Annotated in this window: 18 protein-coding genes, 2 tRNA genes, 3 pseudogenes and 1 riboswitch; of the genes and pseudogenes, 10 read left to right on the forward strand and 13 right to left on the reverse strand. The window is 65.2% G+C overall.

What is annotated here, in order from left to right; translation table 11 throughout:
* Positions 1 to 140: 140 nt before the first annotated feature.
* Complete coding sequence (locus tag D779_RS13415; protein ID WP_198295719.1) at positions 141 to 584, reverse strand: hypothetical protein; 444 nt, start codon at positions 582 to 584, stop codon at positions 141 to 143.
* A gap of 136 nt (positions 585 to 720) precedes the next feature.
* On the opposite strand from D779_RS13415, the gene D779_RS13420 reads away from it, so the two are divergent.
* Together D779_RS13420 and D779_RS23145 are read left to right on the forward strand one after the other, a co-directional pair.
* Complete coding sequence (locus D779_RS13420) at positions 721 to 1,134, forward strand: reverse transcriptase family protein (protein ID WP_043754828.1); 414 nt, start codon at positions 721 to 723, stop codon at positions 1,132 to 1,134.
* A pseudogene (locus D779_RS23145) lies at positions 1,097 to 1,528 on the forward strand (tyrosine-type recombinase/integrase); the annotation flags it as partial. The gene D779_RS13420 and the pseudogene D779_RS23145, both read left to right, overlap by 38 nt.
* A 247-nt stretch (positions 1,529 to 1,775) precedes the next feature.
* Here the strand turns inward: D779_RS23145 and D779_RS13435 are convergent.
* Complete coding sequence (locus D779_RS13435; RefSeq protein ID WP_232424182.1) at positions 1,776 to 3,827, reverse strand: TonB-dependent receptor plug domain-containing protein; 2,052 nt, start codon at positions 3,825 to 3,827, stop codon at positions 1,776 to 1,778.
* A gap of 240 nt (positions 3,828 to 4,067) precedes the next feature.
* Between D779_RS13435 and D779_RS21740 the strand changes: the two are divergent.
* Positions 4,068 to 4,217, forward strand: a pseudogene (locus D779_RS21740) (Txe/YoeB family addiction module toxin); the annotation flags it as partial.
* Positions 4,218 to 4,380: 163 nt separating this feature from the next.
* On the opposite strand, the gene D779_RS21745 reads toward D779_RS21740, so the two are convergent.
* Both D779_RS21745 and D779_RS13445 read right to left on the reverse strand, forming a co-directional pair.
* Entirely contained in the window at positions 4,381 to 5,796 is a 1,416-nt protein-coding gene (locus D779_RS21745; RefSeq protein ID WP_157726402.1) for a flavodoxin, read from the reverse strand.
* A 4-nt stretch (positions 5,797 to 5,800) separates the two neighbouring features.
* Positions 5,801 to 6,160: an ATP-binding protein gene (locus D779_RS13445; protein WP_269747390.1), complete on the reverse strand. Its 360-nt coding sequence runs from the start codon at positions 6,158 to 6,160 to the stop codon at positions 5,801 to 5,803.
* A 196-nt stretch (positions 6,161 to 6,356) separates the two neighbouring features.
* On the opposite strand from D779_RS13445, the pseudogene D779_RS21750 reads away from it, so the two are divergent.
* A pseudogene (locus D779_RS21750) lies at positions 6,357 to 6,537 on the forward strand (TraG/VirB4 family ATPase); the annotation flags it as partial.
* Here D779_RS21750 and lpxD read toward each other — a convergent pair.
* The 8 genes from lpxD to D779_RS13490 all read right to left on the reverse strand — a co-directional run bounded on the left by lpxD (position 6,486) and on the right by D779_RS13490 (position 15,033).
* Positions 6,486 to 7,625 (reverse strand): UDP-3-O-(3-hydroxymyristoyl)glucosamine N-acyltransferase, encoded by a 1,140-nt coding sequence (gene lpxD / locus D779_RS13450; protein WP_043754832.1) that lies wholly within the window; start codon positions 7,623 to 7,625, stop codon positions 6,486 to 6,488. The pseudogene D779_RS21750 and the gene lpxD sit on opposite strands and share 52 nt — an antisense overlap.
* 171 nt (positions 7,626 to 7,796) lie before the next feature.
* Positions 7,797 to 9,632: a precorrin-3B C(17)-methyltransferase gene (gene cobJ / locus D779_RS21755; RefSeq protein WP_081763512.1), complete on the reverse strand. Its 1,836-nt coding sequence runs from the start codon at positions 9,630 to 9,632 to the stop codon at positions 7,797 to 7,799.
* A gap of 243 nt (positions 9,633 to 9,875) precedes the next feature.
* Positions 9,876 to 10,676 (reverse strand): precorrin-2 C(20)-methyltransferase, encoded by an 801-nt coding sequence (cobI, locus tag D779_RS13460; protein ID WP_043754834.1) that lies wholly within the window; start codon positions 10,674 to 10,676, stop codon positions 9,876 to 9,878.
* On the reverse strand, positions 10,673 to 11,347 hold the full coding sequence (locus tag D779_RS13465; protein ID WP_043754836.1) for a precorrin-8X methylmutase: 675 nt from the start codon (positions 11,345 to 11,347) through the stop codon (positions 10,673 to 10,675). The genes cobI and D779_RS13465 overlap by 4 nt, the downstream gene beginning before the upstream one ends.
* Before the next feature lie 72 nt (positions 11,348 to 11,419).
* Positions 11,420 to 12,304 carry a sirohydrochlorin chelatase gene (locus D779_RS13470; protein WP_043754838.1) on the reverse strand — a complete coding sequence of 295 codons (885 nt, stop codon included), beginning with the start codon at positions 12,302 to 12,304 and terminating at the stop codon, positions 11,420 to 11,422.
* Positions 12,305 to 12,582: 278 nt separating this feature from the next.
* Positions 12,583 to 12,825: riboswitch (cobalamin riboswitch) on the reverse strand.
* Positions 12,826 to 12,887: 62 nt separating this feature from the next.
* The gene (cobM, locus tag D779_RS13475; protein WP_081763513.1) at positions 12,888 to 13,685 is read right to left on the reverse strand and encodes a precorrin-4 C(11)-methyltransferase; all 798 of its coding nucleotides are present in this window, start codon (positions 13,683 to 13,685) and stop codon (positions 12,888 to 12,890) included.
* 1,077 nt (positions 13,686 to 14,762) lie between these two features.
* A tRNA-Met gene (locus D779_RS13485) sits at positions 14,763 to 14,839 on the reverse strand.
* A gap of 117 nt (positions 14,840 to 14,956) precedes the next feature.
* Positions 14,957 to 15,033, reverse strand: a tRNA-Pro gene (locus D779_RS13490).
* A gap of 139 nt (positions 15,034 to 15,172) precedes the next feature.
* On the opposite strand from D779_RS13490, the gene D779_RS13495 reads away from it, so the two are divergent.
* Both D779_RS13495 and nikB read left to right on the forward strand, forming a co-directional pair.
* Positions 15,173 to 15,694 carry a L,D-transpeptidase gene (locus tag D779_RS13495; protein WP_052348129.1) on the forward strand — a complete coding sequence of 174 codons (522 nt, stop codon included), beginning with the start codon at positions 15,173 to 15,175 and terminating at the stop codon, positions 15,692 to 15,694.
* Entirely contained in the window at positions 15,691 to 16,659 is a 969-nt protein-coding gene (gene nikB / locus D779_RS13500; protein ID WP_408606014.1) for a nickel ABC transporter permease, read from the forward strand. Before D779_RS13495 ends, nikB begins: the two co-directional genes overlap by 4 nt.
* A gap of 6 nt (positions 16,660 to 16,665) precedes the next feature.
* On the opposite strand, the gene D779_RS13505 is transcribed toward nikB, so the two are convergent.
* Positions 16,666 to 17,925, reverse strand: a complete 1,260-nt coding sequence (locus D779_RS13505) for a glucose-1-phosphate adenylyltransferase (RefSeq protein WP_043754847.1) — start codon at positions 17,923 to 17,925, stop codon at positions 16,666 to 16,668.
* Positions 17,926 to 18,220: 295 nt separating this feature from the next.
* On the opposite strand from D779_RS13505, the gene gpmI reads away from it, so the two are divergent.
* The 4 genes from gpmI (at position 18,221) to D779_RS13525 (ending at position 23,945) form a co-directional block, all read left to right on the forward strand.
* Entirely contained in the window at positions 18,221 to 19,768 is a 1,548-nt protein-coding gene (gpmI, locus tag D779_RS13510) for a 2,3-bisphosphoglycerate-independent phosphoglycerate mutase (protein WP_043754850.1), read from the forward strand.
* 3 nt (positions 19,769 to 19,771) lie between these two features.
* Positions 19,772 to 20,611: a thymidylate synthase gene (locus D779_RS13515; protein WP_043754853.1), complete on the forward strand. Its 840-nt coding sequence runs from the start codon at positions 19,772 to 19,774 to the stop codon at positions 20,609 to 20,611.
* A gap of 15 nt (positions 20,612 to 20,626) precedes the next feature.
* On the forward strand, positions 20,627 to 21,634 hold the full coding sequence (gene sohB / locus D779_RS13520) for a protease SohB (RefSeq protein ID WP_043754856.1): 1,008 nt from the start codon (positions 20,627 to 20,629) through the stop codon (positions 21,632 to 21,634).
* Positions 21,635 to 21,767: 133 nt separating this feature from the next.
* A complete protein-coding gene (locus D779_RS13525; protein WP_043754859.1) occupies positions 21,768 to 23,945 on the forward strand; it encodes an alpha-amylase family glycosyl hydrolase in 2,178 nt (725 codons plus the stop codon).
* Positions 23,946 to 23,968 lie beyond the last annotated feature (23 nt).

The following is a 23,968-nucleotide window of genomic DNA, read 5'->3' on the forward strand; positions in this document are numbered from 1 at the left end:
GGCCTACTCGAAACAGGAAGAATCCTGTTCCGAACGGGAAGATCTTTGGCGGGTGTTGGGGGGAGGCGCGGAGGAGAGCCGAGATAGCACAACGCCGCCATGCCCTGCGCGATGACCAGTGCGAGCGCATCAAAGATCGGTCATGGGCTGCCTTGTTCGTTTTCTTGAGCGATGCGCCGCCAGCGCTCCCAGACGATGTCGGCACGGCCAGGATCGGTGATGTTTCCGGCGATGGCGTAGTCGAAGTCTGGATGCCGCAGCAGGCGGGCGAATTCTTGGGCGATGTAGGTACTGACGTCCCGGTCGGCCGAGGCGATCTCGTCACCGAGCGCCTTGCGTCCATCCACCAGTGTGAGGATGTCTTCCAGGTCGTGACTGCGCAGGAGATCCTCGTTGCCCCGTCCCTTGAATGCCTCCAGCTTGGTGGCGACGAAGTAGACGGGGTCGAGCAGGTTGATGCAAAGATCGTGGTCCAGCCGGTAGGTCTGCGAGGTCTTCAATGCCCGGCCGTACCAGCGATTGGTGAACCCCAGGATGCTGGCATCGGTGGGCATGAAGTCGACGATGAGCTCGCCGAGCCGCATCCGGCAAATGACGTCGTCCTCACCGTGACCCGGACAGCGCGACGGGCGGGACTTTCCCGAGTTTGCACGTTCGAGCCTGCCGGCGATCCGCCAAGCCCTGCGCGAGGGCACCTATCGGCCACAGCCGGTCAGACGGGTGACGATTCTCAAGCCGAACGGTGGCGAGCGTCTGCTCGGCATCCTGACGATGATGGATCGCGTTATCCAACAAGCCATCGCGCAAGTTCTGGGGCCGATCTTCGATCCAGAGTTCTCGGATGCGAGCTTCAGCTTTTCGCGCACCATCTATGACACGCGCCCTTTGAGGACGCCTGCGGTGGCTCAAAATCGCTCCCGGCGATTTGGTCGACCAGGGCGCTCCGCCCATGGAGCACTGAGGCAGGTACAAGACCATATCGGCGACGGTTTCCGCATCGCGGTCGACCTGGACCTGGCGAAATTCTTCGACACGGTCCGGCACAACGTCCTGATGGCCCGCGTGGGTCGGAAGGTGCGCAACAAGCGGCTGCTGGCGCTCCCATTTGCGCTCCGTCCGCACCCTGCACGATGAGGATCTCGCGGCCGGTGTCGGTGAGGGGTTCCTGCCCGATGCGCTGGCACTCAAGTCTCCGCATGCGCCGAGCGAATGGATCGGGCAGTACGTCTCTCCCAGCCCCAAGCTGGCCACGGATCCCAAGGGCGGCAAAGTCCGCCGACATCATCTGGACGAGTCCGGGATGCCGCGTGCTGTCAAGCAGGCGGCCCAGTCCGCCGGGATCGCGAAACGGGTCAACTGTCATGCGCTGCGTCACAGCTTCGCGAGCCATCTGCTCGAAGACGGCTATGACATTCGCTCGGTCAAGGAACTGCTCGGCCATGCGGACGTCTCGACTACCATGATCTATACGCATGTCATGAACCGGCCTGGGGTCCTGCCGGTGAAGAGCCCCGTCGACGGACTTTGATGCGTTCCGCGAGGGTATGGATCCCGGCCAGGGACACCAGCGCGATGGCGAGGACGAGAAGGACGTCGCCTGCCAGCTCGGCCTGGCTCAGCAATCCGGTCAGGGTCGCCGGGATGTGGAGCAGGCCGAAGATGTCGAGCGACCGGCCGTCGACGGTCGAGATCGGATAGCCGCTCGCGATCACCAGGAACGGCAGCCGTTAGAGCAGGGCACGCATCAGGCGCGCGATGCGCTCAAGATGCCGAGGCTAGCCGCCGAAGGGCACGTTCAGACTCAGACGGATGTCGCGGCCGGGACTCAGGGTATAGCCCTTATAGGTATCCAGGAAGTCTCGGTATTCGGTATCGAACAGGTTGCTGACCGTCAGATCGAGTCGTGCGAGACGGTTGCCGAATGCCCGCAGCGCGATGCCGGCCTCCAGATCCATCAGGGTGTAGGCATCGGTGGAGGCGGTACCGAACGGCATGTCGTCGAACTGGGCGAAGGGCTCGCCGGGTGCGGCATCCTTGGAGGCGTTGTGCCGGACCTTCAGGGTCAGGTAGGGCTCGCGGATCGGACCACGGTCGTCGAAGCGGTAGGTGGCGGCGAGACGCAGCGAATCCGCCGGCAATAGGGGCAGATCCTCGTCGGTGCGGTCGTTGGTGCCGCGCACCAGTTCCAGTGCCCCGGACAGTTCCAGGCGATCGGTCAGATCCCAGTGCGCCTCGAGTTCGAGGCCCGTCAGCAGGGCGTCGTCCTGCTGGTAGACGAAGACGGGAAGGTTGCCGCGCGCTTCGCCCGTGTCCTGCAGATAGATGTAGTCCGAGATGCTGTTGCGATACAGGGTCGCGCTCGCCCGCAAGCGGGGCGACTGCCAGCGCAGCCCGAGATCCAGGTTCAAGGACTTCTCCGCGTCCAGGTCCGGGTTGCCCTGCTGAATGGCGGCGACGCCGCCGTGCACGCCGTCGGCATAGAGCTCGAACAGGCTCGGCGCGCGAAAGCCTCGGGCGAGATTGCCCGCCAGGGCCAGACGGTCCGTCAGCCTGTAGACGGCTCCCAGGGATCCGCTGAGCACGCTGTAATCGTGCGTGACCCGGCCCGGGAAGCCCAGATCGCCGCTGGTCTTGCTCGCGTCGGCCGTCACGCTGTGCCAGTCATGACGCAGTCCTGTCTGCAGGGTCAGGGGACCCATGTCCTTGCTCTCGAAAAGGAAGAAGGCAAGATTGCTGACCTCTCCACCCGGTGCCAGTACCGTGGTGCCGCGCGAGTATTGCGTCTTGTGCGCGTACTCCATCCCGAGGGTGCCGCCATCGAAGGGGCCTAGGGCGTCGTGCATGGCCTCGAGGCGTGCCTGATAGAGATCGAATTCCAGATGGACGGTGCCGTCATAGCCCTGCTCTCGCGTGCGTCCCTCGGAGTTGGCGCGACGCAGATTGTTCTGCCATGAGAGGGTGGGGTTGAGCGTCCAGCCGGAGGCGAGCGGCAGATCGCCGGACACCTGCACCTCGTCGTTGCGCAGCCAGAGCCCGATGCCTTTTCCGGTCGGCAGGAGATAATTGTTCTCGTCGTTCCACTGGCTGATGCGAACGTCGAATTCGCCGATGCCGGTCATGAGTCCCATGCCGAACTGGGCATTGGCCTGGTCGAAATCCGTGTGCGGCAGGCGGCCGGTGAATTTGGGATCGGTGGGGTCGCCCGAGCCTGGTGCGGTCGCCGCATCCGGGGTGTCGAGATCGCCGGCCGAGCGGCGGATGAGACCGGTATAGAGACTCAGGATGTCGTTGTTGGCGCGTGCCTTCAGGCCCGCATCCCATTGATCGTTATTGCTGTGATACACGAGCAGGGTGTCGGCGCTGGTTTGCAGGGTACCGTCGCCGCTGAAGTCGAAGGCCGGCCCTTGAACGTCGATGGCACCGCCGAGCGCGCCCGATCCGTATAGCAGACTGGAGGCACCGCGCACCACCTCGATCCGCTCGGCCAGGAAGGGATCGATGTTCGGCGGGTGGCGCGCGCCGTATTGCTGGTAGTCGACACTCATACCATTCGACAGCACCTGGACCTGATAGCCGCTCAAGCCGCGGATCACCGGCTTGCCCACCTGATTGCCCGCGGTGATCGAGTCGACGCCGGGCAGTTCCTGCAGCGTTTCGCCCAGGGTAGAGCGCTCGCGGCGCCGCAGTTCCTCGCCCGTGAGGACCGAGATATTGGCTGCCTGCAGACGCGGGTCGCCCGGCGTGGGAACGCCTGCGGTGACCTCGATGACATCCAGTTCGGTGTACTCGGCGAACCCGGTTTCGGCGCTGGCGCGCGGTACCGCCATGATCGCCGGACCCACGCTGCCGATGAGTGCAATGGTTGCGACCGATGGCCAATTTCTGTTGGGACTGCAGCACAGAGTCATAGGGGCCTCACTAATCTATCGGCTCGGATCGAGCCTATCTGATCGAATCAAAATGTAATGATATAACGTAGTTTGAGTGAGCCCAAGGCCCCTATGCGGCACGAGTCCGCGGGGTGCGGGCCATCGGTGCCAGGTGGTGCGCTGTCATCTTCGTTGTAGCGTTCACCGCATGAAGGGATTGGCAAACCGGAACCCTTGAAACATGCGCTGTCCGGCTACTGGTCGAGGCGAATCAACGACGAACACCGTTGCGTGTATAAAGTGGAAGGCGAGTCGGTTTTTCTAGCCCAACTTCGATTTCACTACTGATGCTATTCCCGCGTAATGCTGCGGAGGGGCGGGGGTGGTCTCGGACGACCGGGAGGGCGATGGCGCCTCCGATGGCGTTCCGCCTCCCCAGTCGAACTGCGGGGCGGCGCGCCGATGTGGGTGCGAATCCGCTCGAAGTCTGTCGAGGGTTCTATGCGGCTCGCTACGCGGCCTCGGTCTGGGCCTCGGATGAAGGGAGGTGTGCGCGGATGGCCTCGATCCAGGTGTCGAGCCGTCCCTGGGTCTTGCCGCTTTCGTTGACGTCGTCGAAGGCCAAACCCACCAACTTGCCGTCGCGCTCGGCGAAGGAATTCTTGTAGGTGTAGCCGTCGGTGGGAATCGCGCCCACCAGGGTCGCACCGTATCTGGTGAAGTCGTCGTACAGGATCCCCAGCGCACTGACGAAATGCTCGCCGTGATCCACGCAGTCCCCGGCACCGAACAGGGCGATGGTCTTGCCGGAAAAATCGGGCTTGTCGACGGACATCTCGAACAGCGGATCGCGCCAGTCGGATTGCACATCTCCAGCCCCCCAGGTCGAGCAGCCGAAGAGCAAAAAGTCGTACTTCAGCATGTCGTCGACGTCATCGAAATCTTCCTCCATGTTGTAGAGGTCGCAGATGTCTTCGCCGAGACGCGTGCGGATTTTCATCGCCACCGATTGGGTGACGCCGGAGGCGCTGCCGTAAAAAATGCCGATCTTGCTCATTGAAAATCTCTCGAAGTGCGTTGTTGGAGGTGCTCTCGCACCGGTACAGGAAACTGTCGAGCCACCCGTCGCAGAAGCACGTCGAGACTCGGGTCGGCCCAGAGCGCACCGAGCCGGGCGGTAAGCCAGCACGTGCTGCGGGGACCGCGAGACCCATTGGTGGAACGCGTTCGAATCGCTGGGTGCGATCTCGTCGGTGGCCAGCCGCGCGAACCAGTTCAGCGCCTCATGATGGACGACGCGGCGGCGGCCCTTCATCGCATGGGCGAATAGCCGCGGTAGGCCATGGGGCTCGCCGTGCCCGTCGGCCGCCAAGCGCAGATCGTCGCTGGCGCAGAACAGGAGGTGCTTGACGCGATTGGCGACTGCGGTCTCGCCGAGATGATGTCTTTTGCCGATGTCCGCGTAGCTCAAGCCGTCCAGCCGCATCCACGCCCAAACCTGTTGATCGAGCGGAGGCAAGTACTCCAGGGTTTGGCGCAACACCCGAAAATGCTGTAGCGACATCGCATCGCCCTGGTCCCGGCCCAGGTCGGCACCGGCCAGGTCCATCAGGCGATAGAAGGCGAAGTTGTGGAGCGGATGCACCATCGCCGTCGGCACACTGGCCCGGCACTCATCGACCCAGACCTCAGCCTGATCCATCGGGGCGAAGTGACGCGCGGTGTCGAGGAGCACGGGGCGATGTGCGGCAAAGAACGAGGCGATTGGCTGTGGCATGAAGGCCTCATCTGGATGCGAATGTAGGGATATGTTAAAGATCTCATGCCGTAAACACAAATGAGATGATTTCTCATTAGTGTTTTTGCTGCCGAACGACAGGAGGCGCCGCTGCAGACTGAGCAGGGCGGCAAGTCGCGGATCAAGCACGCTGTTACATTCCAAATTCTGAATGCTGAGGGAAGCGGTTGTAGAGCCCCTGGCGGTTCATCGGCAGGTAGCCGAGCTCGTCGATGATGAGCAAATCGAACTTGAGCAGGCTGGCGATCTTCTTCTTCAGATCGCCTTTCATCTCGGCGAGCTCCAGGGTTTCGACCAAGACCAGTGCAGTGAAGAAGAGCACCTTGTAGCCGGCATGAAGGGCCTTGAGGCCGATGCCGATGGCCAGATGGGTCTTGCCGACGCCGGGCGGTCCGATGAAGACCAGATTGGTGCGCTCCTCGAGGAAGCGGAAGGCCCGCAACGACAACTGCGCGCCCCATCTCAGGCGCAGGATTTCATGGATCTTTCGCATGGATAACCGTTCTCTTGGCATGAGCCTTCCTCGTTGCAGTCGCAAAAGGTCGGCAGCTTACTTGGGTTATCCCGCATCGCGATACGTGTGCGAACGGCTGTCCGGATTCAAGTCGGATCAGTGCTGTCAATGGCCACGGGAACTGATCCATTTTTGGCCATCAAAATGACCCACTCAGACGCGTGGTGACACGTCCGTTCAGCTGATCTATCAGATCCAGCAGGCCATGTATCTAGACGAGCGCGAGCAGTCCAAGCTCGTCATCATCGACGAGGCCTGGGACCTGCTGACCCAGGGCGACGTTGTCCGCTTTATCGAGCGCCGGCTACCGGCGCTTTCGCAAATACCGCGGCGCGGCGGTTACCGTCACCCAGTCGCCGGAACGGATGACGGGCGCGGACTGCGGACTATCCCGTCGACCGGCTCGCTGCTCCAGGGCAGCCAAGCGCCGTGTCAGGTCTTCGATCTGGCGCTCCTGTTGCCTGATACGCTTGAGCAATGCGGGCAGCCTGGCAAGCGCCGCTAGCTCCCGAAGGGTATCCGCAAGCGGCCGCGCCGGGGTCCCGAATACCTCGGCACCGGCCGGAATGTCTTTGGTGACGCCGGACTGGCCGCCGATCCGCGCGCCGTTGCCTACGCTGACATGATCGGAGATCGCCACCTGTCCGGCGATCACTGCCCCGGTCCCCACCCGGCTGCTGCCGGCTATCCCGGACTGCGCGACGAGGATGACGTGCTCGCCAATGTCCGTGTTGTGTGCGATCTGAACCAGATTGTCGATCTTGGTGCCGCGGCGGATGCGGGTCTCACCAAGCGTCGCCCGGTCGACACAGCAGTTGCAGCCGATCTCAACGTCCGATTCGATCCTGACCCGTCCGAGCTGGGGCACCTTGCGGTGAGCGCCGCCATCCCAGACGTAGCCGAACCCGTCCGAGCCGATGACGGATCCCGAGTGCACGATGGTGCGGTCACCGAGCATGCTATCCCGATGAATCGTCACGTTGGCCTCGATCAGGCAGTCTGTGCCCAGGGTCGCCTCGGGGCCGAGATAGACGCCAGCGCCGAGGATGGAGCGCGCACCCACACGCGCCCCCGAGGCGACCACCGCGCAGGCGCCGACGGCCACGTCCTTGCCCAATTCGGCCTGCGGATCGATGAGCGCGCTCGGATGGATACCGCATCCCTCCGGCGTGGAAACGAAGAGCTCCGCGATCGCGAAAAAGCCTGTGCGGGGGCTGGATACCCGCAGCAGAATCGGCCCCGGAAGCTCGGGAAAATCGGGAGGCACCAGCACCGCCGAGGCGTGACTGGCACCCACGGCGATCGCCTGGTCGGATCGCTCGGCAAAAGACAGATCTGTCTCACGGGCCAGCTCCAGCGTGTTGACGCCACCGATGGTCAATTGGGGCGGCGCGATGGGGTTGATGCCGAGCCGGGTACAGATCTCGGATAGATCGACTGTCATGGTGGGACCTCGGTCATGCCCCCACGTTGGAGGCTCCAATAAGACACCCTTGTCTACGCGTGTGCTGGGATTCGTTATCGTCCATAGATACCTTAGCCATCACCCGACAGGGTTGCGCTCAATCCCGAGCAGGCCTAGGAGACTACTGTCCGAGCTTGCAGTCTCCTGGGCCTAAGTCGGATAGCCTCCTATGGTAGCCCGCACCGCGGCGATATACTCGACCGGCAAGCCGAAGCGCCGGGCCAGCTCGGCATCGCTCTCGGCACTCGATCGGGTCTCGACGAGCCAGGTCTCCAGACCGCCACCCAACGAGCGACCGCCGCGCTCGCCAGGCCGGGCGCGGCCATCTTCCAGGTCGTACTTGTCTCCGTATCCGCGTGGCGTCACCAGGAATCCGCCGCAAGCCCGGGTCCGGCTGTTGCCGATCATGACCGTGGTCTGCATGTCGATCTCGCAGGCATCAAACGCTCCCAGCGTGGAGATCAGGACGCGCTGCTCCGGACGATAGGCGGACCGCACCAGGGCAACCGGGGTATCGGGGCGGCGTAGCGCGAGCAGCAGACGTCGGGTCTCCTCGATCTGTGCGGTCCGGCGGTGACTGCGGGGGTTGTAGAGGGCGATGACGAAGTCGGCGGCCGCGGCGGCCGCGAGCCGACGGGCGATCAGCGGCCAGGGGGTCAGGAGGTCGGAGAGCGAGATGGCGCAGAAATCATGGCCGAGGGGAGCCCCTACCAGTGCCGCGCAGGCGATCATGGCCGTGGTGCCGGGAACGACCTCGACCGAGACATCGGCGCCAGCGGTCCACTCGGCCTCGCTCAGCACCTCGAAGGCGGCGCCGGCCATGCCGTAGACGCCACTGTCGCCAGAGGAGACCAGGGCGACCCGATGCCCCGCACGAGCCATCTCCAGAGCCTGACGCACGCGGGCGAGCTCCTCGGTCATACCGCTCGGAATGATGCGCTTGCCTGCACTGAGCCCCGAGATCAGGCGCAGATAGGTGGTCAGGCCAATCAGGGTATCGGACTCGGCGATCGCCTCGCGGGCGCGCACCGTCATGTGTTCGACCGCCCCGGGACCCAGACCGACCAGGAAGAGCTTACCGGCGCTCGAGCGGCCGGCGGAGCCCCCCGGCGGCGCCAGACCGCTGGAGGCCGCCGTCTCGTCGGCCATCTCGCCGATCGCTCCGGCGTTGCCTGGGGGCGGACGATAGCGGACGACCGGACCGGCGAATCCCGCGACGCACGGGAGCCTTGGGTGATGGCTGGCGAACCACAGCAGGGCGCGATGCCGCTTCGGGTCCAGAGCGCTCGGCGCCTCGAGTCGCTCCAGATTCGGTGGCAGGGGACCCTTCCGACCTCCGGCGTGGCCTTGCCACCAGTCGGCACGGCCGGCTTCCTGCACCAGTGCGACCGGTTCGCCGTTGACCATCGCGGCGCTCGCCCTGAGCAGATCGTCATGACTGGCGTCGAGCTGCCAGCCCAATTCCTTCCCGAGCAGATCGACGGCCAGGGTACCCAGCACATCCGATGCGGTGGTGACGACGGGCCAGGCCCCCAGGAGACAACCGATCCGGCGCGCCAGCGCATTGGCGCCCCCCAGGTGGCCCCCAGCGATCGGCACCGCGAAACGACCGGTCTCATCGACCGCCACCACCGCTGGATCCGTCCGCTTGTCGCGCAGATAGGGGGCGACGAGTCGCACGGTCGCCCCCACCGAGAGGATCGCGACCAGGGCGTGCGCCCCCTGCATCAGTCCCGGGATGAGCTCCCGGACCGGTCCAGCAAAGCCGATGCAGTGCTCCGGCAACGCGGTCGTCCGAGATCCATGCTCGGCCAGGCGCGCGGCCGGGCCATGGAGCACCGCCCCCGGCAGCGCTTCCGTCAATCGCATCCCCAGCGCGATTCCGCCACGGGTCAGGGCGAGGACCGCGATCGATCCGGGCGGAGGCGCGACGGGACCGTCATCGCCCGTTTCGGGCCCAGCGTGGACATGTTGTTGCGTGCTCATTGGCGATCGATTCCTCTAGATGCCGCACCGCTCATGATCTCGAGTGCGATCCGCCGCCAGTCTCGAGCTCGCGGCCCGCCAGACGCTCCAGCAGGGCGACCACCTCGACCCGGCCGCGCGGCTCGCACCAGGGCGGCATCGGCGAACAGCTGGTCCTCCGGGTTCTGCATCACGAGGCCGACTAGAGACAGATGCCGATGCGCGCTAGGCGGGGCCCTTATTGGGACAATCCCCCGCGGGGCACTAGCTCCCCCGCAGATCCGTGGTCCGTTCGGCCACCTTGGCGCACCCCCGATGCTGCGGCCCGCGCACGCGCCCGGGGTTGCGGACCAGGAGCAGAGAGAGATAGGGCACCCGCTCCCCGCGCAGTGTCTCGACCAGTTCCACCACCCGCTCCTCGGGCGTGCCGACCCGCTCGACGAAGCGCGCCTCGCCGAGGAGTCCGCGGTGTTCCAACAGGGTCAGGATCTGGTCCAGGAGCGGATTGACCTTGAGCAGCACCAGGGTGTCGAAGGCGTCGATCATGCGATCGATGACCTCGACGCCGTAGGCCGCGGGAATCACGGCCAGCGTGCCGCCTTCCTCCACGAGCGGGGCACCGAGGCGGGCGGCGGCCGCGGTGTAGGACGGCACGCCCGGAATGGTCTCGACTGCAACGTCCGGCACCTGGGCGCGCACCGCTCGGACCAGGTGCCCGAAGGTGGAATAGGTCGAGGCATCGCCCTCCACCAGGAACAGCAGATCCCGCCCATCGACGAGAAGCTCCGCGCAGCGCCGCCCGGTCCGTTCCCACGCCAGGCTCAGGGCCTCCGGGTCGCTGGTCATCGGGAAATGAAGCGGCTCGGCGTCGCTCGGAATCGGCAGGCCGGCACGTGCCACGATGTCCAACGCGAAGGAGATCGCTCCGCGCCCCTTCACCGGATAGGCCCAGCGGGCGCCCGAGGTCAGGGCGCTCCAGGCGCGGCGAGTGATCAGCTCGGGATCGCCCGGGCCGAGCGAGACGCCGAACAGGCACCCGGCGGGTGAGCGAATGGCGGCGGTCATGGGGCTTCGGCCTGTTCGGAGGCCAAGGCGAACAGGGCATGCAAGGCGGCGACCGCGAGCGTCGAGCCGCCCTTGCGGCCTCGGACCAGGATCCAGGGGACGTCCTCGATCTCGGCCAGCCTGGCCTTGGAGTCGGCCGCCGCGACGAACCCCACCGGCATGCCGAGCACCAGGGCCGGACGGGCGCCCTCGCGCTCGATCAGCCGCACCAGCTCGATCAAGGCGGTCGGGGCGTTGCCGATGGCAACGAGGGCGCCCTCGAGGAGCCCGCGCCGCCAGGCCGCGCGCATCGCCTGCGCGGCGCGGGTCGTACCATCGGCACGGGCGGCCGCGGCAACCTCCGGGTCGTCGATGAGCTGCAGCGGCCGCAGTCCGAAGTGCGCCAGCCGCCTTTCGGACAGTCCGGCCAAGATCATCGCCACGTCCGCGAGCAAGGCTTGCCCGCCGGTTCGTAGGGCGGCGAGGGCTGCGGGCATGGCCCGCGGATGAAAGGCCGTCAGGCCGTTGAGGTCGAAATCGGCGCTCGCATGGATCATGCGGCGGACGACCGACCACTGCTCCGAATCATAGGTGTGCGGCCCCGCCTCGGCATCAATGGTCGCGAAGGACTCACGCTCGATGGCCTGACCGGCGGAGGTGTCCTGGGCGCTTGGCAACAGAACCCTGTTCATTGTCCGCACTCCATGGGTCCGCGAGCGAGAGCGAGAGAGGCGGTTCGCACGATCATGTTCCTCGCGGAGCGATCAGCGCACATGGGGGGCATGTCCGTGCTCATGTTGGGCACCGGGCGCATGCGTGTGCGAATGGTCGTGCAGATGCTCGGCCTGCGCCGCCGTCCGGTATTTGCAGCCGTCGCATTCGAGCAAGCTTGCCGCGGGCAGGTCCGCGTCCAGCACCCGCGATTCCAGGAGCGCGAAGATCTTCTCGTCGAAGCCGAAGTGTTCGGCCAAGGCGAAGGCGATGCCCGGATACTGGGTCTCGAGTCGCGCGACCTGAACGGCGATGCGTTCGGTCAATCGCCCGGCGAACAGATAGACCGGCAGGATCGCGATCTGGGTCATGCCGAGTCGGACCTGACGCTGCACCGCGGTCTCCAGGCGCGGCCAGGTGATGCCGGTGAAGGCCAGGTCCACCAGGTCGTGGTCCGTCTCCTCGAAGACGAAACGCGCCATGCGTGCCAGCTCACCGTTGGCTCCGGCGTCCGAGGAGCCGCGTCCGAGCAGGATCACGCCCGTCGTGCGGGGATCCGGCATCGCCAGATCCGCCATCAGGCCGTCCAGTTGCTCGGCCAGGACGCGCTTGATCTCAGGCCCCATGCCCAGATGCCTGAGCACCGCGAAGCTCACCCCCGGATGTCGTCTCCTGGCGGCCTCGACGGCGGCAGGGATCTCCATCTTCACATGACCTGCGGCATTGAGGATGAAGGGCAGTACCAGCACGCGCCGGGCGGTCGCCGCAGTCTGATCCAGGCCCGCGTCCAGTAGCCTATCGGCCCACTCGATATAGCAGGTCTCGATATGCCAGTCCGGTCGCTGTGTCCGCCACTGCTCGGCAAAACGCTCGGTTTCGGCATTGCCACCGTGGAACCGGGTGCCATGCCCCACGAGCAGAATCGTCGTCTCGGTCATGACAGACGGTACCAGGGGCGCGTCCTGGCATCAGCCAAAAAGATGGCGGAGAGATGGGGGATCTCGATCGGCACGACAGCGGCCCTCGGCGTTGATGATGGTCAACACGAGGTGCAGTCCTGGGGCGGCGCCAGCCCGTCTCACCCCGACCGGTCTGGGACCGATGGGGCCGTGCGTCAGGCCGTGCTGTCTACGCGCTGAACGGGTCGCGCCCCTATCCGCGCACGGCGTCAAGGCTCAGCGACCTGATCGGCATCGAACCCGCACCCCGGGGCTCACACCAGCTCGCGTCTTGGGCCGGTCTTCTGGCTCGCCGTCATCCAGGTCTACCGCCTTCCCGCTCTCCAATACCGAACGAGCGGCAAAGGAGTGCAGTGGCACATTGGCAAACCCGTCAGGCTTACAGCAGCGGGGGCTGCGCCGGAGTGGCCGAGCGCGCAAGCGCTAAGGCGTCACCGGACTTCCCGTTTCATCCCGAGGCAGCGACTGCGCCACGGGGCACCCAAGACGAGGAATGAGAGTATGCCAGGCGGAGGGCGATGACAAGTTCGGCTTGCGCCCCATGATCCCAGGGCGGCCGTGCTCAAGGGTCGTTCTCCGTCCCAGGCTCGACTCCACGTCGGAATTCATGCGTGAAGCTCGCATCGTAGAGCTTCGAGCGCGCGAGGTCCGGCCAGCCCCGTGCCCCGAGGGTCGGGCCGATGAGGATCATCGCCTGGCTGGCGATCCCGGCCGCTCGGCAGCGGTCCTGGATGTCGGCCAGTGTGCCGCGCAGGATGCGCTCCTCGTCCGGCCAGCTGGCCTTGTGCACGACAAGAACCTGGGCTTCGTCGGGCCAGCCGGCGACCTGGAGCGCCGCGCGGATGTCATCGAGCAGGGTGATCGAGAGGAACAGACAGAGGGTGCAGCGGTGCCGCGCGAGCTCGACGAGCGACTCGCCGGGCGGCATCGGGGTGCGCCCGGCGACGCGCGTCAGGATGACCGTTTGGGTCACCTCCGGAAGGGTCAGAGTCTCGACGGCCGTCGCTGCCGAGGCCATCGCCGAGGACACGCCGGGTATGACCCCGACCTCGATGCCGGCGGCGTCGAGCGGCTGGACCATCTCGATCAGGGCTCCGTAGAGCGACGGATCGCCGGTCTGCAGGCGCACGACGGTGGCATGCCGCTGCGCCTGCGTCTTGAGCCAGTCGCCGATCTGCGCAAGCGACATCGACTTGGAGTCGGCGATGTCGCAGCCTGCGGGCGCCCACCGCATCGCGGCCTGCGAGACCAGTGAGCCGGCGTAGAGGATGGCGCCGGCCGTGGCGATGAGATCGCGGCCCTTGACCGTGATCAGGTCCGGGTCGCCGGGGCCGGCGCCGATGAACCAGATCTTGCCCATCAGTCGCCCGCCATGTGCCGAAGCGCCCGCGTATCGATCGCCCCCATTGGCGGCGCGCTCGGCTCGCGGCACCCTGTTATGTGAACATTCACATAACCGCGTCTTGGAGCGAATGGATGTGACTCAATGCAGTGAGTCCTCATGCAGCTATGGCTTGTCGCTGATGCCCTGGAGGCCGCAGTCGAGCAACCGAAGTTGCTCCGGCGCAGGGGTCCACTCGGGAAAGGACGAGTACCACTCGATTTCGTGCTGAGCCCAGAGCATTTGGAGCAGCTCCAAAGGATCGCCGAGGAAAACGGCCGATCAGTGGACGAGCAAGTCGAGGAGTTCCTTCTGGAGCGAGTGAGGGAGCACAGGAAGCCGAGGGCCGTGACCTGATTCAGGTCCACCACGCCAAGGATGGCACCTACCGAGACCCGCCTGCGTGGCGGGTTTTTCATGCCTGTCAGTCCTCTCCGGTAGCCGGCACACCAGCGGGGCAGCCCTACGCCAACTATATTTAGCATTTCGTGTATTATCTTGGATGGATATTTTTCGTGTGCGCTGTCTTCAAAGAGGACCGAGGGGAAAATGGCCTGTGTTTTCAATCTGCGTTAGAGAATTGAGGTAGTTAGAAGCGATGTAATCCGGAAAATATATAGGTGGATTATGAATATAGCTGCGCCGATTGGGCTTGTTATTGTTGTGTCGATCAGTGTCTCAGTTCATGCTGGATCGCCACGAAAATGCATATCAGACGATGGGCATGTGAGCTACAGCTTCAACAGAACCTGCGAAAATGGCAGTCATGACCGCATTGATGGAGGTACATCTTCTGTCGTTCCGTTGACATCTGGCTGCAATATGGAGTTCGGGTGTTTCTGGGGGATTCCTTCCTTCCAGAAGGATCTTGTGTCGCAGCGAATTTCTACCGCACAAGGAATTTCTTCTCCCGGGGGTCGGGTTAAGTCATCAGGAGTACCTGAGTTCCTTGTTTTCTAAGGTGCGCGTTAGGTCGCTCAAATTGAGGGGGCCTGGACTCTTGGGTGAGTCCGGAGCGGATACGAAAAAACCGGCGCGAAGCCGGTTTTTCGTATGTGGTAGCGGGGGCAGGATTTGAACCTACGACCTTCGGGTTATGAGCCCGACGAGCTGCCTGACTGCTCCACCCCGCATCTGATTGTTGGCGCTTAGTGCTCTTTCCGCAGTCAGCCGAAATCGGCGCTCAACTGGGGCAAAACTGTGGCACAAAGAAGAACAGCTCAGGGCCGAGATCCTAAGCTGTTGATTTTTGGTCGGGGCGAGAGGATTTGAACCTCCGACCACCTGAACCCCATTCAGGTGCGCTACCAGGCTGCGCTACGCCCCGTAAAGACTGCAAATTATAGGGATGAGATTTCGAGGCGTCAACTGGCATCGGCTTTCCATCTTCGAATGCCGATCTCCGGCCTTCTGCAGGACTTGGTAGGGAGCCGGACAGCTGTGGCATTGCGGGCATCGTTGGGGATATGTTCAGCTCTGATTTTCGATCGCGAGGAGGCAGCCAGGTGTCGAAACGGATTCAGGTGGATATCGCGGGTCAGACTCTGACCCTGTTCGATGATGATCGCGTGCTGGCGGACTATCGCGTCTCGACCGGGCTCAATGGGGTCGGCGAGGAGAACGGGAGCGGCTGCACGCCGCGCGGTCTGCATCGGGTGCGCCTGCGGATCGGTGACGGCTGTCCGGTCGGCACCGTCTTTCGCGGACGGCGCCCGACCGGCGAGGTTTGCGATGCGTCCCTGGTGGCGGCCAATCCTGGGCGCGACTGGATTCTGACGCGCATTCTCTGGCTGACCGGCTGCGAATCGGGCCGGAATCGCGGCGGTCGTGTCGACACGCTGAGAAGATATATCTATATCCACGGCACACCGGATTCCGAACCCATGGGCGTGCCTCGCTCGCATGGCTGTATCCGCATGCGCAATCTGGATCTGATCGACCTCTTCGATCGCATACCTCGTGGCACCCGGGTGGAGATCCTGGGGTGACCGGGACGGCGCGCATCCGGGGTGGAGGTGCTCCGGGCAGCTCTCGGATCGGTTTTCTGGCCTCGCGGATCGGATCGGCGCTCACGATGCTGCTCGGCGTCTGCACCCTGGTCTTTCTGCTGATCCATCTGGTCCCGGGCGATCCGGTCGAGGTGATGCTGGGGGAGGGCGCTCGGCCGGCCGATCAGGCGGCGCTGCGTCATGCCCTGGGGCTCGACCGGCCGGTCTGGGCCCAGTATCTGGACTATCTGGCTCGTTTGAGCCGGCTGGACCTGGGGCAATCGCTGCATGCCCAGCGGCCCGTGTCGGATCTGCTCGCCGAGCGAGTCGGGCCGACCGCGATCCTGGCCGTGTCCTCGCTGTCGCTGGCGATTCTGCTGGCCATTCCGCTCGGCGTGCTCGCCGCCCAGTATCGGGGGCGTGTCGTCGATCGGGCGGCCATGACCTTCTCCATGCTCGGGGCCGCGGTACCCAATTTCTGGCTCGGCCCGCTGCTGATCCTGGTCTTCTCGCTCTGGCTGGGCTGGACGCCGGTCAGCGGCCGGGAGGGCGCCCTGAGCCTGATCTTGCCGACGGTGACGCTGGGGACTGGGATGGCGGCCGTGCTGGCGCGGATGGTGAGAAGCAGCGTGCTGGAGGTGTTGGGCGAGGACTATGTGCGGACCGCGCGCGCCAAGGGGCTCGGTCCCGCGGCCGTGCTGTGGCGGCATGCGCTGCGCAATGCCTGGCTGCCCGTCCTGACCCTCATCGGTCTGCAGTTCGGCGCGCTCCTGGGCGGCGCGGTCATCACCGAGACCGTCTTCTCCTGGCCGGGTCTGGGCAGTCTCCTGGTCGAGGCGATCCAGACCCGCGACTACCCCCTGGTGCAGGGCGCGGTTCTGCTGATCGCCTTGACCTATCTCGCGGTCAATACCACGACGGATCTGCTCTATGCCGCCATGGATCCGCGCATCCGGGCCGTTTGAGCCACTCTATTCCGAATAACCGCCGCGACCCGAGCCGCGCGTGTTGCGCGCGAAATAGCTGACTCGGCCCATGGGGATCACGGTGATGCCGCCTGGGCTGACATGGAATCGCTGGCTGTCGGTCTCGCGATCGAACCCGATGCGGTCGCCCGGCTCGATGATGTTGTGACGGTCGACGATGACGTTGCGCAGCTTGGCCCCGCGACCGATACGGACGTAGTCCATGACGATGCAGTTGTCGAGTTCCACGTCCTCCTCGATCACGGCCTCGCGGCGGATGATGGAGTTGCTGATGCGCGCGCCTTCGTGGGTCATGGTCGCGGCGCCCAGCAGGGTGTTGCTGAGCTGTCCGCCGATGATGCGGGCCACGGGTCCCTGATAGCCGCTCGAGAAGATGGGCCAGTCCGGATTGAACATGTCGAACTTGGGCTCGGCGCCGAGGACGTCGCGGTGGGCGTCGAAATAGGCGTCGATGGTGCCGACGTCACGCCAGTAGACCTGGGTCTCGTAGGGCAGGATGCCGGGCACGCGGTTGGTGGCGAAGTCGTAGGCGAAGAGCCTGTGGGTGCGCAGCAGACGCGGCAGCACGTGCTGGCCGAAGTCGGTCTCGCCCGCCTCCTGGGTCTCGCGCAGGGCCTTGATCAGCACCTCGGTGTCGAAGATGTAGTTTCCCATGGAGGCGAAGGCATGGGTGGGATCCGAGGCGAGCGGGGTCGGGTTGGCAGGCTTCTCCTCGAACGCCTGGATGCGGCCTTCCTCGTCGGCGGCGATGACGCCGAAGCTGGAGGCGTCCTTCAGCGGGACGGGCAGGGCGGCGATGGTGACGTCCGAGCGGCGCTCCTTGTGGAATTCCACCATCTGGCGGATGTCCATGCGATAGATGTGGTCGGCGCCGAACACCGCGACCAGGTCGGGACGATGCTCCTCGATCAGGTTGATGTTTTGGTTGACGGCGTCCGCCGTGCCCTGGAACCAATGTTCGCCCGACATCATCTGGGGCGGCACCACGGTGACGAACTGGCTCTGCAGCAGGGGCGAGATGGTCCAGGCCTTGCGCACGTGCTCGATCAGGGACTGCGACTTGTACTGGACCAGCAGGTAGATGGTCTGGATCTGGGAGTTGACCAGATTGCTGAGGACGAAATCGACGATGCGGTAGCGGGCGCCGAACGGCACCGAGGGTTTGGAGCGTCCTGTGGTCAGAGGTTGGAGTCTGGATCCCTGGCCGCCGGCCATGACGAAGGCGATGATACGTTCGGTCTGCATATGTCCTCCGCGAGCGCCTGGTAGAGGCGGGCACTGTTGTCAAAACGGTCGATTCTAGCGTTTCGATATGTCGAAACCTTGTCCTGCGGCATGTTGTATGTGTCCGTGGCGGCCCTCAATGATAAACCTCCTGGTAGCGGCTTTCCCGAGAATCGCCGTCCCTGGAGCCACTCTTTGAATCTGGCTCAACCGATCGACGCGTTCGGCCACAGACCTTCGGCATCGGGCTACAATGGTCGACTTATCGCGGGGCGAGCCTGCTGTTCGGTCCGTTGGAATATCGAGGAATGTTGCGATGAGCGACCCAATGAAGAAGGTTCCCCGCCGCCCTGTCATCCTGGTCATCCTGGATGGATTCGGCGTCAATCCGTCCAAGGCCAACAATGCCGTGGCGATCGCGAATACGCCGAATCTCGACCGCTATTTCTCCACCTGTCCCCATACGACCATCCAGGCGTCGGGTCTCTCGGTCGGTCTGCCGGACGGTCAGATGGGCAACTCGGAGGTGGGGCACATGACCATCGGGTCGGGCTGCGTGGTCCGGCAGGATCTGGTCCTGATCGATGAGGCGATCTCGGATCACAGCTTCTACGAGAACCGCGCACTGGTCGCCGCGGCCAAGGCGGCGGCCGAGCAGGGGCGGCCCATCCATCTGATGGGACTGGTCTCGGACGGCGGCGTGCACAGCCACGTGCGCCATCTGGTCGCGCTCATCAAGCTCTGCAAGTATCAGGGTGCGCGCCCCATGGTCCATATGTTCACCGACGGACGCGACACGGCGCCGCGCTCGGCGCTCAACTATCTGAACTGCATCCAGGAGGCGCTGGAGGTCGCAGGCGGCCGGATCGCGAGCGTCTCCGGGCGCTACTATGCGATGGACCGCGACAACCGCTGGGAGCGGACCGAGCTGGCCTGGCGCGCCATGGTCGACGGCGAGGGCCGGCGCGCGCCGAGCGCGCGGGCGGCGATCGAGGCGGCCTACGAGGCCGGCGAGGACGACGAGTTCATCAAGCCCACCCTGGTCGAGGGCGGCGAATGTATCCGCGACGGCGATCAGGTGGTGCATTTCAACTTCCGCAAGGACCGTCCGCGCCAGATGGTCTCGGCCTTCTTCAAGCCGGACTTCGACCAGTTCGACCGCCGTGGCGTCACCGGGGTCAAGGTGACCTGCATGATGGAGTACGACCAGTGGTTCGGTCTGCCCTTCGCCTTCGATCACGACATGCCCAAGACCACCCTGGGCCAGATCCTGAGCGACGACGGTCTGCCCCAGTTCCACTGCGCCGAGACCGAGAAGTACGCCCATGTCACCTTCTTCTTCAACGGCGGGCGCGACGACCCCTTCCCGGGCGAGGAGCGCGCCCTCATTCCGTCCCCGAAGGTCGCGACCTACGACCTCCAGCCCGAGATGAGCGCGCCCGAGGTGGCGGACGCGGCGATCGAGGCCCTGCAGCGCCGGACCTTCCCCTTCATCGTGGTCAATTTCGCCAACGGCGACATGGTCGGTCACACGGCGGTGCGCGAGGCGGTGATCGCCGCGGTCGAGACGCTCGACCGCGAGGCCGGCCGCCTGATGGACGTGGCGCGCGACTGCGGCTACTCGATCATCCTCACCGCCGACCACGGCAACTGCGACGAGCTGGTGGATCCGGTCACGGGCGATCCCCATACCCAGCACAGCATCTATCCGGTGCCCTGTCTGATCGTCGACGAGGTGCCCTGGCGCCTCACGGTAGGCGGGGGGATCAAGGACATCGCCCCGACCGTGCTCACACTCATGGGGATCCCGGTCCCCGACGTCATGGACGGACGCTCGCTGCTGCTCGGTCCGGCGACGGTCTGAGGCATGCGGGTCTATCTGGATCTGGTCCGCGACGTCGTCGACAACGGCCTGGACAAGGGGGATCGGACCGGCGTCGGGACGCGCTCGGTGTTCGGACGCCAGGTCCGCTTCGATCTGGGCGCCGGCTTTCCGCTGCTCACGACCAAACGGATCCATCTCAAGAGCGTGATCCAGGAACTGCTGTGGTTCCTGTCCGGCTCGACCGACAACCGGGATCTGCGCGAGCGGGGCGTCACCATCTGGGACGAATGGGCCACCGAGGACGGCGACCTGGGGCCGATCTATGGGGCCCAGTGGCGCAGCTGGCGCTGTCCGGACGGACGTGTGATCGACCAGCTCGCCGAGCTGGTCGAGACCATCCGCGCGCGGCCCGATTCGCGCCGTTTGGTCGTCTCGGCCTGGAACCCGGCCGACCTGCCGGACGAGTCGCGCTCGCCGCAGGACAACGTCCGCGCCGGGCGCATGGCGCTGGCACCCTGTCACTGTCTGTTCCAGTTCTATGTCGCCGAGGGGCGTCTGTCCTGCCAGCTCTATCAGCGCAGCGCCGATCTCTTTCTCGGGGTGCCCTTCAACATCGCCAGCTACGCGCTCCTGACCCATCTGATCGCCGATCAGTGCGATCTCGGGGTGGGCGAGTTCGTCCACACCTTCGGCGACCTGCACCTCTACCGCAACCATCTGACCCCGGAGATCGTCTTCGCCCAGCTCGAGCGCGAGCCCAGGCCGCTCCCGCGCCTGGTCCTCCGGCGCCGCCCGGAGACGCTCTTCGACTATCGCTTCGAGGACATCGAAATCCTCGACTACGACCCCCATCCGCTCATTCGTGCACCCATCGCGGTCTGAAGGAAGGCTGAACCCATGGATCTCCTGTTCTCGTCGCTCGTCGACTATCTACTCTTTCTCGCCAAGACCCTGACCCTGCTGCTCGGCGTCGTCGTCCTCTTCGTCGTGGTCGCGCGTTTGCGTCAGGGCAGCGGCCGCAGCGAACAGCTCGAGGTCACGGATCTCAACGAGCGTCACCGCGACCTGACCCAGGCGCTCAAGGAATTCTCGCTCTCGCGCAAGGACTACAAGGCCTTCGTCAAGGCCGAGCGCAAGCGCGAGAAGGAACGCGAGAAGGCCGAGACGGATCCGCGCAACCGGCTCTTCGTGCTCGACTTCAACGGCGACATCCGTGCCAGCGAGGTCGGCGCCCTGCGGGTGCTGGTGACGGCCCTGCTGCTGGAGGCGCGCGAGGGCGACGCGGTGCTGGTGCGGCTCGACAATGCCGGCGGCATGGTGAGCGAGCACGGCCTGGCGGCCTCGCAGCTCGCCCGCATCCGCGCCAAGGGGATCCCGCTCACGGTGGCGGTCGACAAGGTCGCGGCGAGCGGCGGCTATCTCATGGCCTGCGTCGCCGATCGGATCATCGCCGCGCCCTTCGCGGTGCTGGGCTCGATCGGGGTGCTGGCCGAGCTGCCCAACTTCCACCGCCTGCTGGACCGTTATGGCGTGGATTTCGAGCTGCACACGGCCGGCGCCCACAAGCGGACCCTGACCCTCTTCGGCGAGAACACGGACGAGGGGCGCGCCAAACTGCGCGAGCAGCTGGAGGAGACCCACCAGCTGTTCAAGACCTTCGTCGCCGAATACCGTCCCGCGCTGGATCTGGACCGTGTGGCGACCGGCGAATACTGGCACGGGCGCCGCGCGGTCGAGCTGGGACTGGTCGACGAGATCCAGACCAGCGACGATTTCCTCATGGCCGCGAGTCAGGATCGAGATCTCCTCAAGCTCAAGTACAAGGCGCAGAAGAAACCCATCGAGCGTCTGCTCTCGGCGATTCAGGGCGCCTTCGATCGCGCCTTCGTCACCTGGCGCGCCTGACCGGCGAGCGGACCAGTATCCGGAGACGGATGATCCTGGCGGCGATCGGTTGCGGTCCGTCAGTGCCAAAAATGGCCCGAGCTGATGAGATGCCAGGAGGGCATTGACTCGGCATCTTCCTAGCGGAGCGAGCATGGCCGATATCCTGTTGCATCTCGAGCGCCCGGCCGATTGGGCCGAGTCCATCCATGTCCACGTCTGGGACGGCGAGCCGGGCGGATTCGCCACCCAGTGGCCGGGCCTGCCGATGGAGCCGGCCGAGGGCCGCTGGTATCGCATCCGGCTGCGGGGGCTGAGTTCGGTGCGGCTGGTCTTCAACGACGGCCGCGGGCGCCAGACGCCGGATTACCATCGCGATCGCGACGGCTGGCTGAGCGCCCATGGAGCATGGAGCTCGTCTGAGCCGCAGGGTGCGACCGAGGTCGAGCGCTCTGTCGGCAGTGCAACCCCCTCGCCGAAACCGGTTCAGGCCCCAAGCGGCCTCGGCGAGTTGCGGCCGATCGAGGAGCGCCACGACTTTCGCGAGGAGACCATCTATTTCCTCCTGACCGCCCGCTTCTACGAGGGGGATCCGTCCAACAGTTTCTTCTGCCGCGACCGTATCCAGTTCGATTCGGGCGGCAATCCGGTCGATCCCCATTGGCGCGGCGACTTCAAGGGGCTGATCGCGCGGCTGGACTACATCCGCGATCTCGGCTTCAGCGCCATCTGGATCACGCCCCCGGTGGAGAACCGCTCCGGGCTCGACTATCACGGCTATCACGCCTACGACTGGACCCGCATCGACCCGCGTCTGGAGTCGCCCGACGCCACCTATCAGGACCTGATCGACGCCGCGCACGCCAAGGGCATCAAGATCATCCAGGACGTGGTCGTCAATCACTCCTGTCAGTACGGGATCCGCGGCAAGGTCCATATCGACCACCTGCCGATCAAATACTATGTCCCCGCCGGGAGCGAGCCCGGGCGCGTGGATCACGGCCCCTACCAGGGCAGTCTCGGCAACTATGCCTGGCCGAACCGCGACGACATCGACAACCCGGTCGCGCCCGACTGGTACCGCGAGCGTCACGCCCGCGATCCGGACGGCCTCGAGCCGCTGGTGGACCCCAAGACCGGCGAGACCCTGCCCAAGCCCGGCTACGACCCGGGACGCTTCTTCGGGATCGATCCCGGCAGTCTGGATCCGGACTGGTATCACCAGGAGGGCTTCATCTGCGGCGGCGACTGGGAGAGCGCCTATCCCCTGCAGCACAAGCACATCGCCGGCGACTGCATCGATCTGGCCGTCGAGCGCCAGAACGTCAAGGACTACATCATCGGCGCCGTGTCGCGCTATCTGGACATGGGCGTGGACGCATTGCGCATCGACACCGTCAAGCACATCGAGCGCGACACCCTGCTCGAATACGTCGATGCCTGGAAGGCCCACAAGCCCGGGCTCTTCGTGTTCGGCGAGAATCTGGTCAAGGGCTACGGCTGGGGCGACCTGGGCGGCGGGGACAACGGTCCCTCCGAGATCCGACCCTGGTGGTACACGCGGCTCGGCCATGACCCGCGCGATCCGAACGCCGGAGGCGACTCCGGATTCGCTCAGCTGGACTTCGGGCTCTTCTCGACCTTCCGCGACACGGTCAGCAAGGGCACCTATGCCGGCACCGGCCAGATCCTGGGCATGGACTGGATCTACGGCGACGTCACCCGGCTGGTCACCTTCCTGCAGAACCACGACGTGGGCCCCGACAACGACTTCAAGTACCGTTTCAAGGGCGATCAGTGGATGGCCGCGGCGGCCTACAACCTCATCTGGACCCTGCGCGGCATTCCCTGTCTCTACTTCGGCGAGGAGATCGAGTTCATGAAGGGCGCGCCACAGGACGTGGAGGGCGAGCGCGACACATTGCATCAGACCGGGCGGGCCTATTTCGGCGATCACCTCACCGAGGATCGCATCGCCGAGACCCAGTCCCATCCGCTCTATCGGCACATCCAGCGTCTCAATCTCATCCGCCGAGCGATCCCCGCGCTCCAGAAGGCCCCCGTGACCAGGCTCGCGGAATGGGGGAGCGGCATGTCGTTCGTTCGGGATCTCTCTGCCGAGGGCTCCTATGCCGTCGTGGGTCTGGCGATCGGAGGCGATCAGCAGATCGAGGTCGAGGGCGTCCGCCCGGGCCGCTATCGGGACGCGGTGAGCGGTTGCGAGATCGCGAGCGACGGGCGCTTGACCTTCTCGGTCGCGGCGAATTCGGCGGGTGTCTATGTGCTCGATGGACCCGGGAAGATCGGCGAGGCCGGCCCCTATTTGCATTGATGCCGGAAGCTGGTTTCCGCGGG

Origin of the sequence: Imhoffiella purpurea (assembly GCF_000585215.1) — a bacterium.
In the GTDB taxonomy this organism is placed as follows: Bacteria; Pseudomonadota; Gammaproteobacteria; order Chromatiales; family Chromatiaceae; genus Imhoffiella; species Imhoffiella purpurea.

Coding starts and splice junctions, on each gene's coding strand:
- cobI (WP_043754834.1), bottom strand. CDS start 10,676: ATGACCGCCGCCATTCGCTCACCCGCCGGGTGCCTGTTCGGCGTCTCG.
- gpmI (WP_043754850.1), top strand. CDS start 18,221: ATGAGCGACCCAATGAAGAAGGTTCCCCGCCGCCCTGTCATCCTGGTC.
- D779_RS13415 (WP_198295719.1), bottom strand. CDS start 584: ATGCGGCTCGGCGAGCTCATCGTCGACTTCATGCCCACCGATGCCAGC.
- cobJ (WP_081763512.1), bottom strand. CDS start 9,632: ATGAGCACGCAACAACATGTCCACGCTGGGCCCGAAACGGGCGATGAC.
- D779_RS13525 (WP_043754859.1), top strand. CDS start 21,768: ATGGCCGATATCCTGTTGCATCTCGAGCGCCCGGCCGATTGGGCCGAG.
- sohB (WP_043754856.1), top strand. CDS start 20,627: ATGGATCTCCTGTTCTCGTCGCTCGTCGACTATCTACTCTTTCTCGCC.
- D779_RS13505 (WP_043754847.1), bottom strand. CDS start 17,925: ATGCAGACCGAACGTATCATCGCCTTCGTCATGGCCGGCGGCCAGGGA.
- cobM (WP_081763513.1), bottom strand. CDS start 13,685: ATGGGCAAGATCTGGTTCATCGGCGCCGGCCCCGGCGACCCGGACCTG.
- D779_RS13495 (WP_052348129.1), top strand. CDS start 15,173: ATGTTCAGCTCTGATTTTCGATCGCGAGGAGGCAGCCAGGTGTCGAAA.
- lpxD (WP_043754832.1), bottom strand. CDS start 7,625: ATGACAGTCGATCTATCCGAGATCTGTACCCGGCTCGGCATCAACCCC.
- D779_RS13470 (WP_043754838.1), bottom strand. CDS start 12,304: ATGACCGAGACGACGATTCTGCTCGTGGGGCATGGCACCCGGTTCCAC.
- D779_RS13435 (WP_232424182.1), bottom strand. CDS start 3,827: ATGGCGGTACCGCGCGCCAGCGCCGAAACCGGGTTCGCCGAGTACACC.
- D779_RS13465 (WP_043754836.1), bottom strand. CDS start 11,347: ATGAACAGGGTTCTGTTGCCAAGCGCCCAGGACACCTCCGCCGGTCAG.
- D779_RS13515 (WP_043754853.1), top strand. CDS start 19,772: ATGCGGGTCTATCTGGATCTGGTCCGCGACGTCGTCGACAACGGCCTG.
- D779_RS13445 (WP_269747390.1), bottom strand. CDS start 6,160: ATGCGAAAGATCCATGAAATCCTGCGCCTGAGATGGGGCGCGCAGTTG.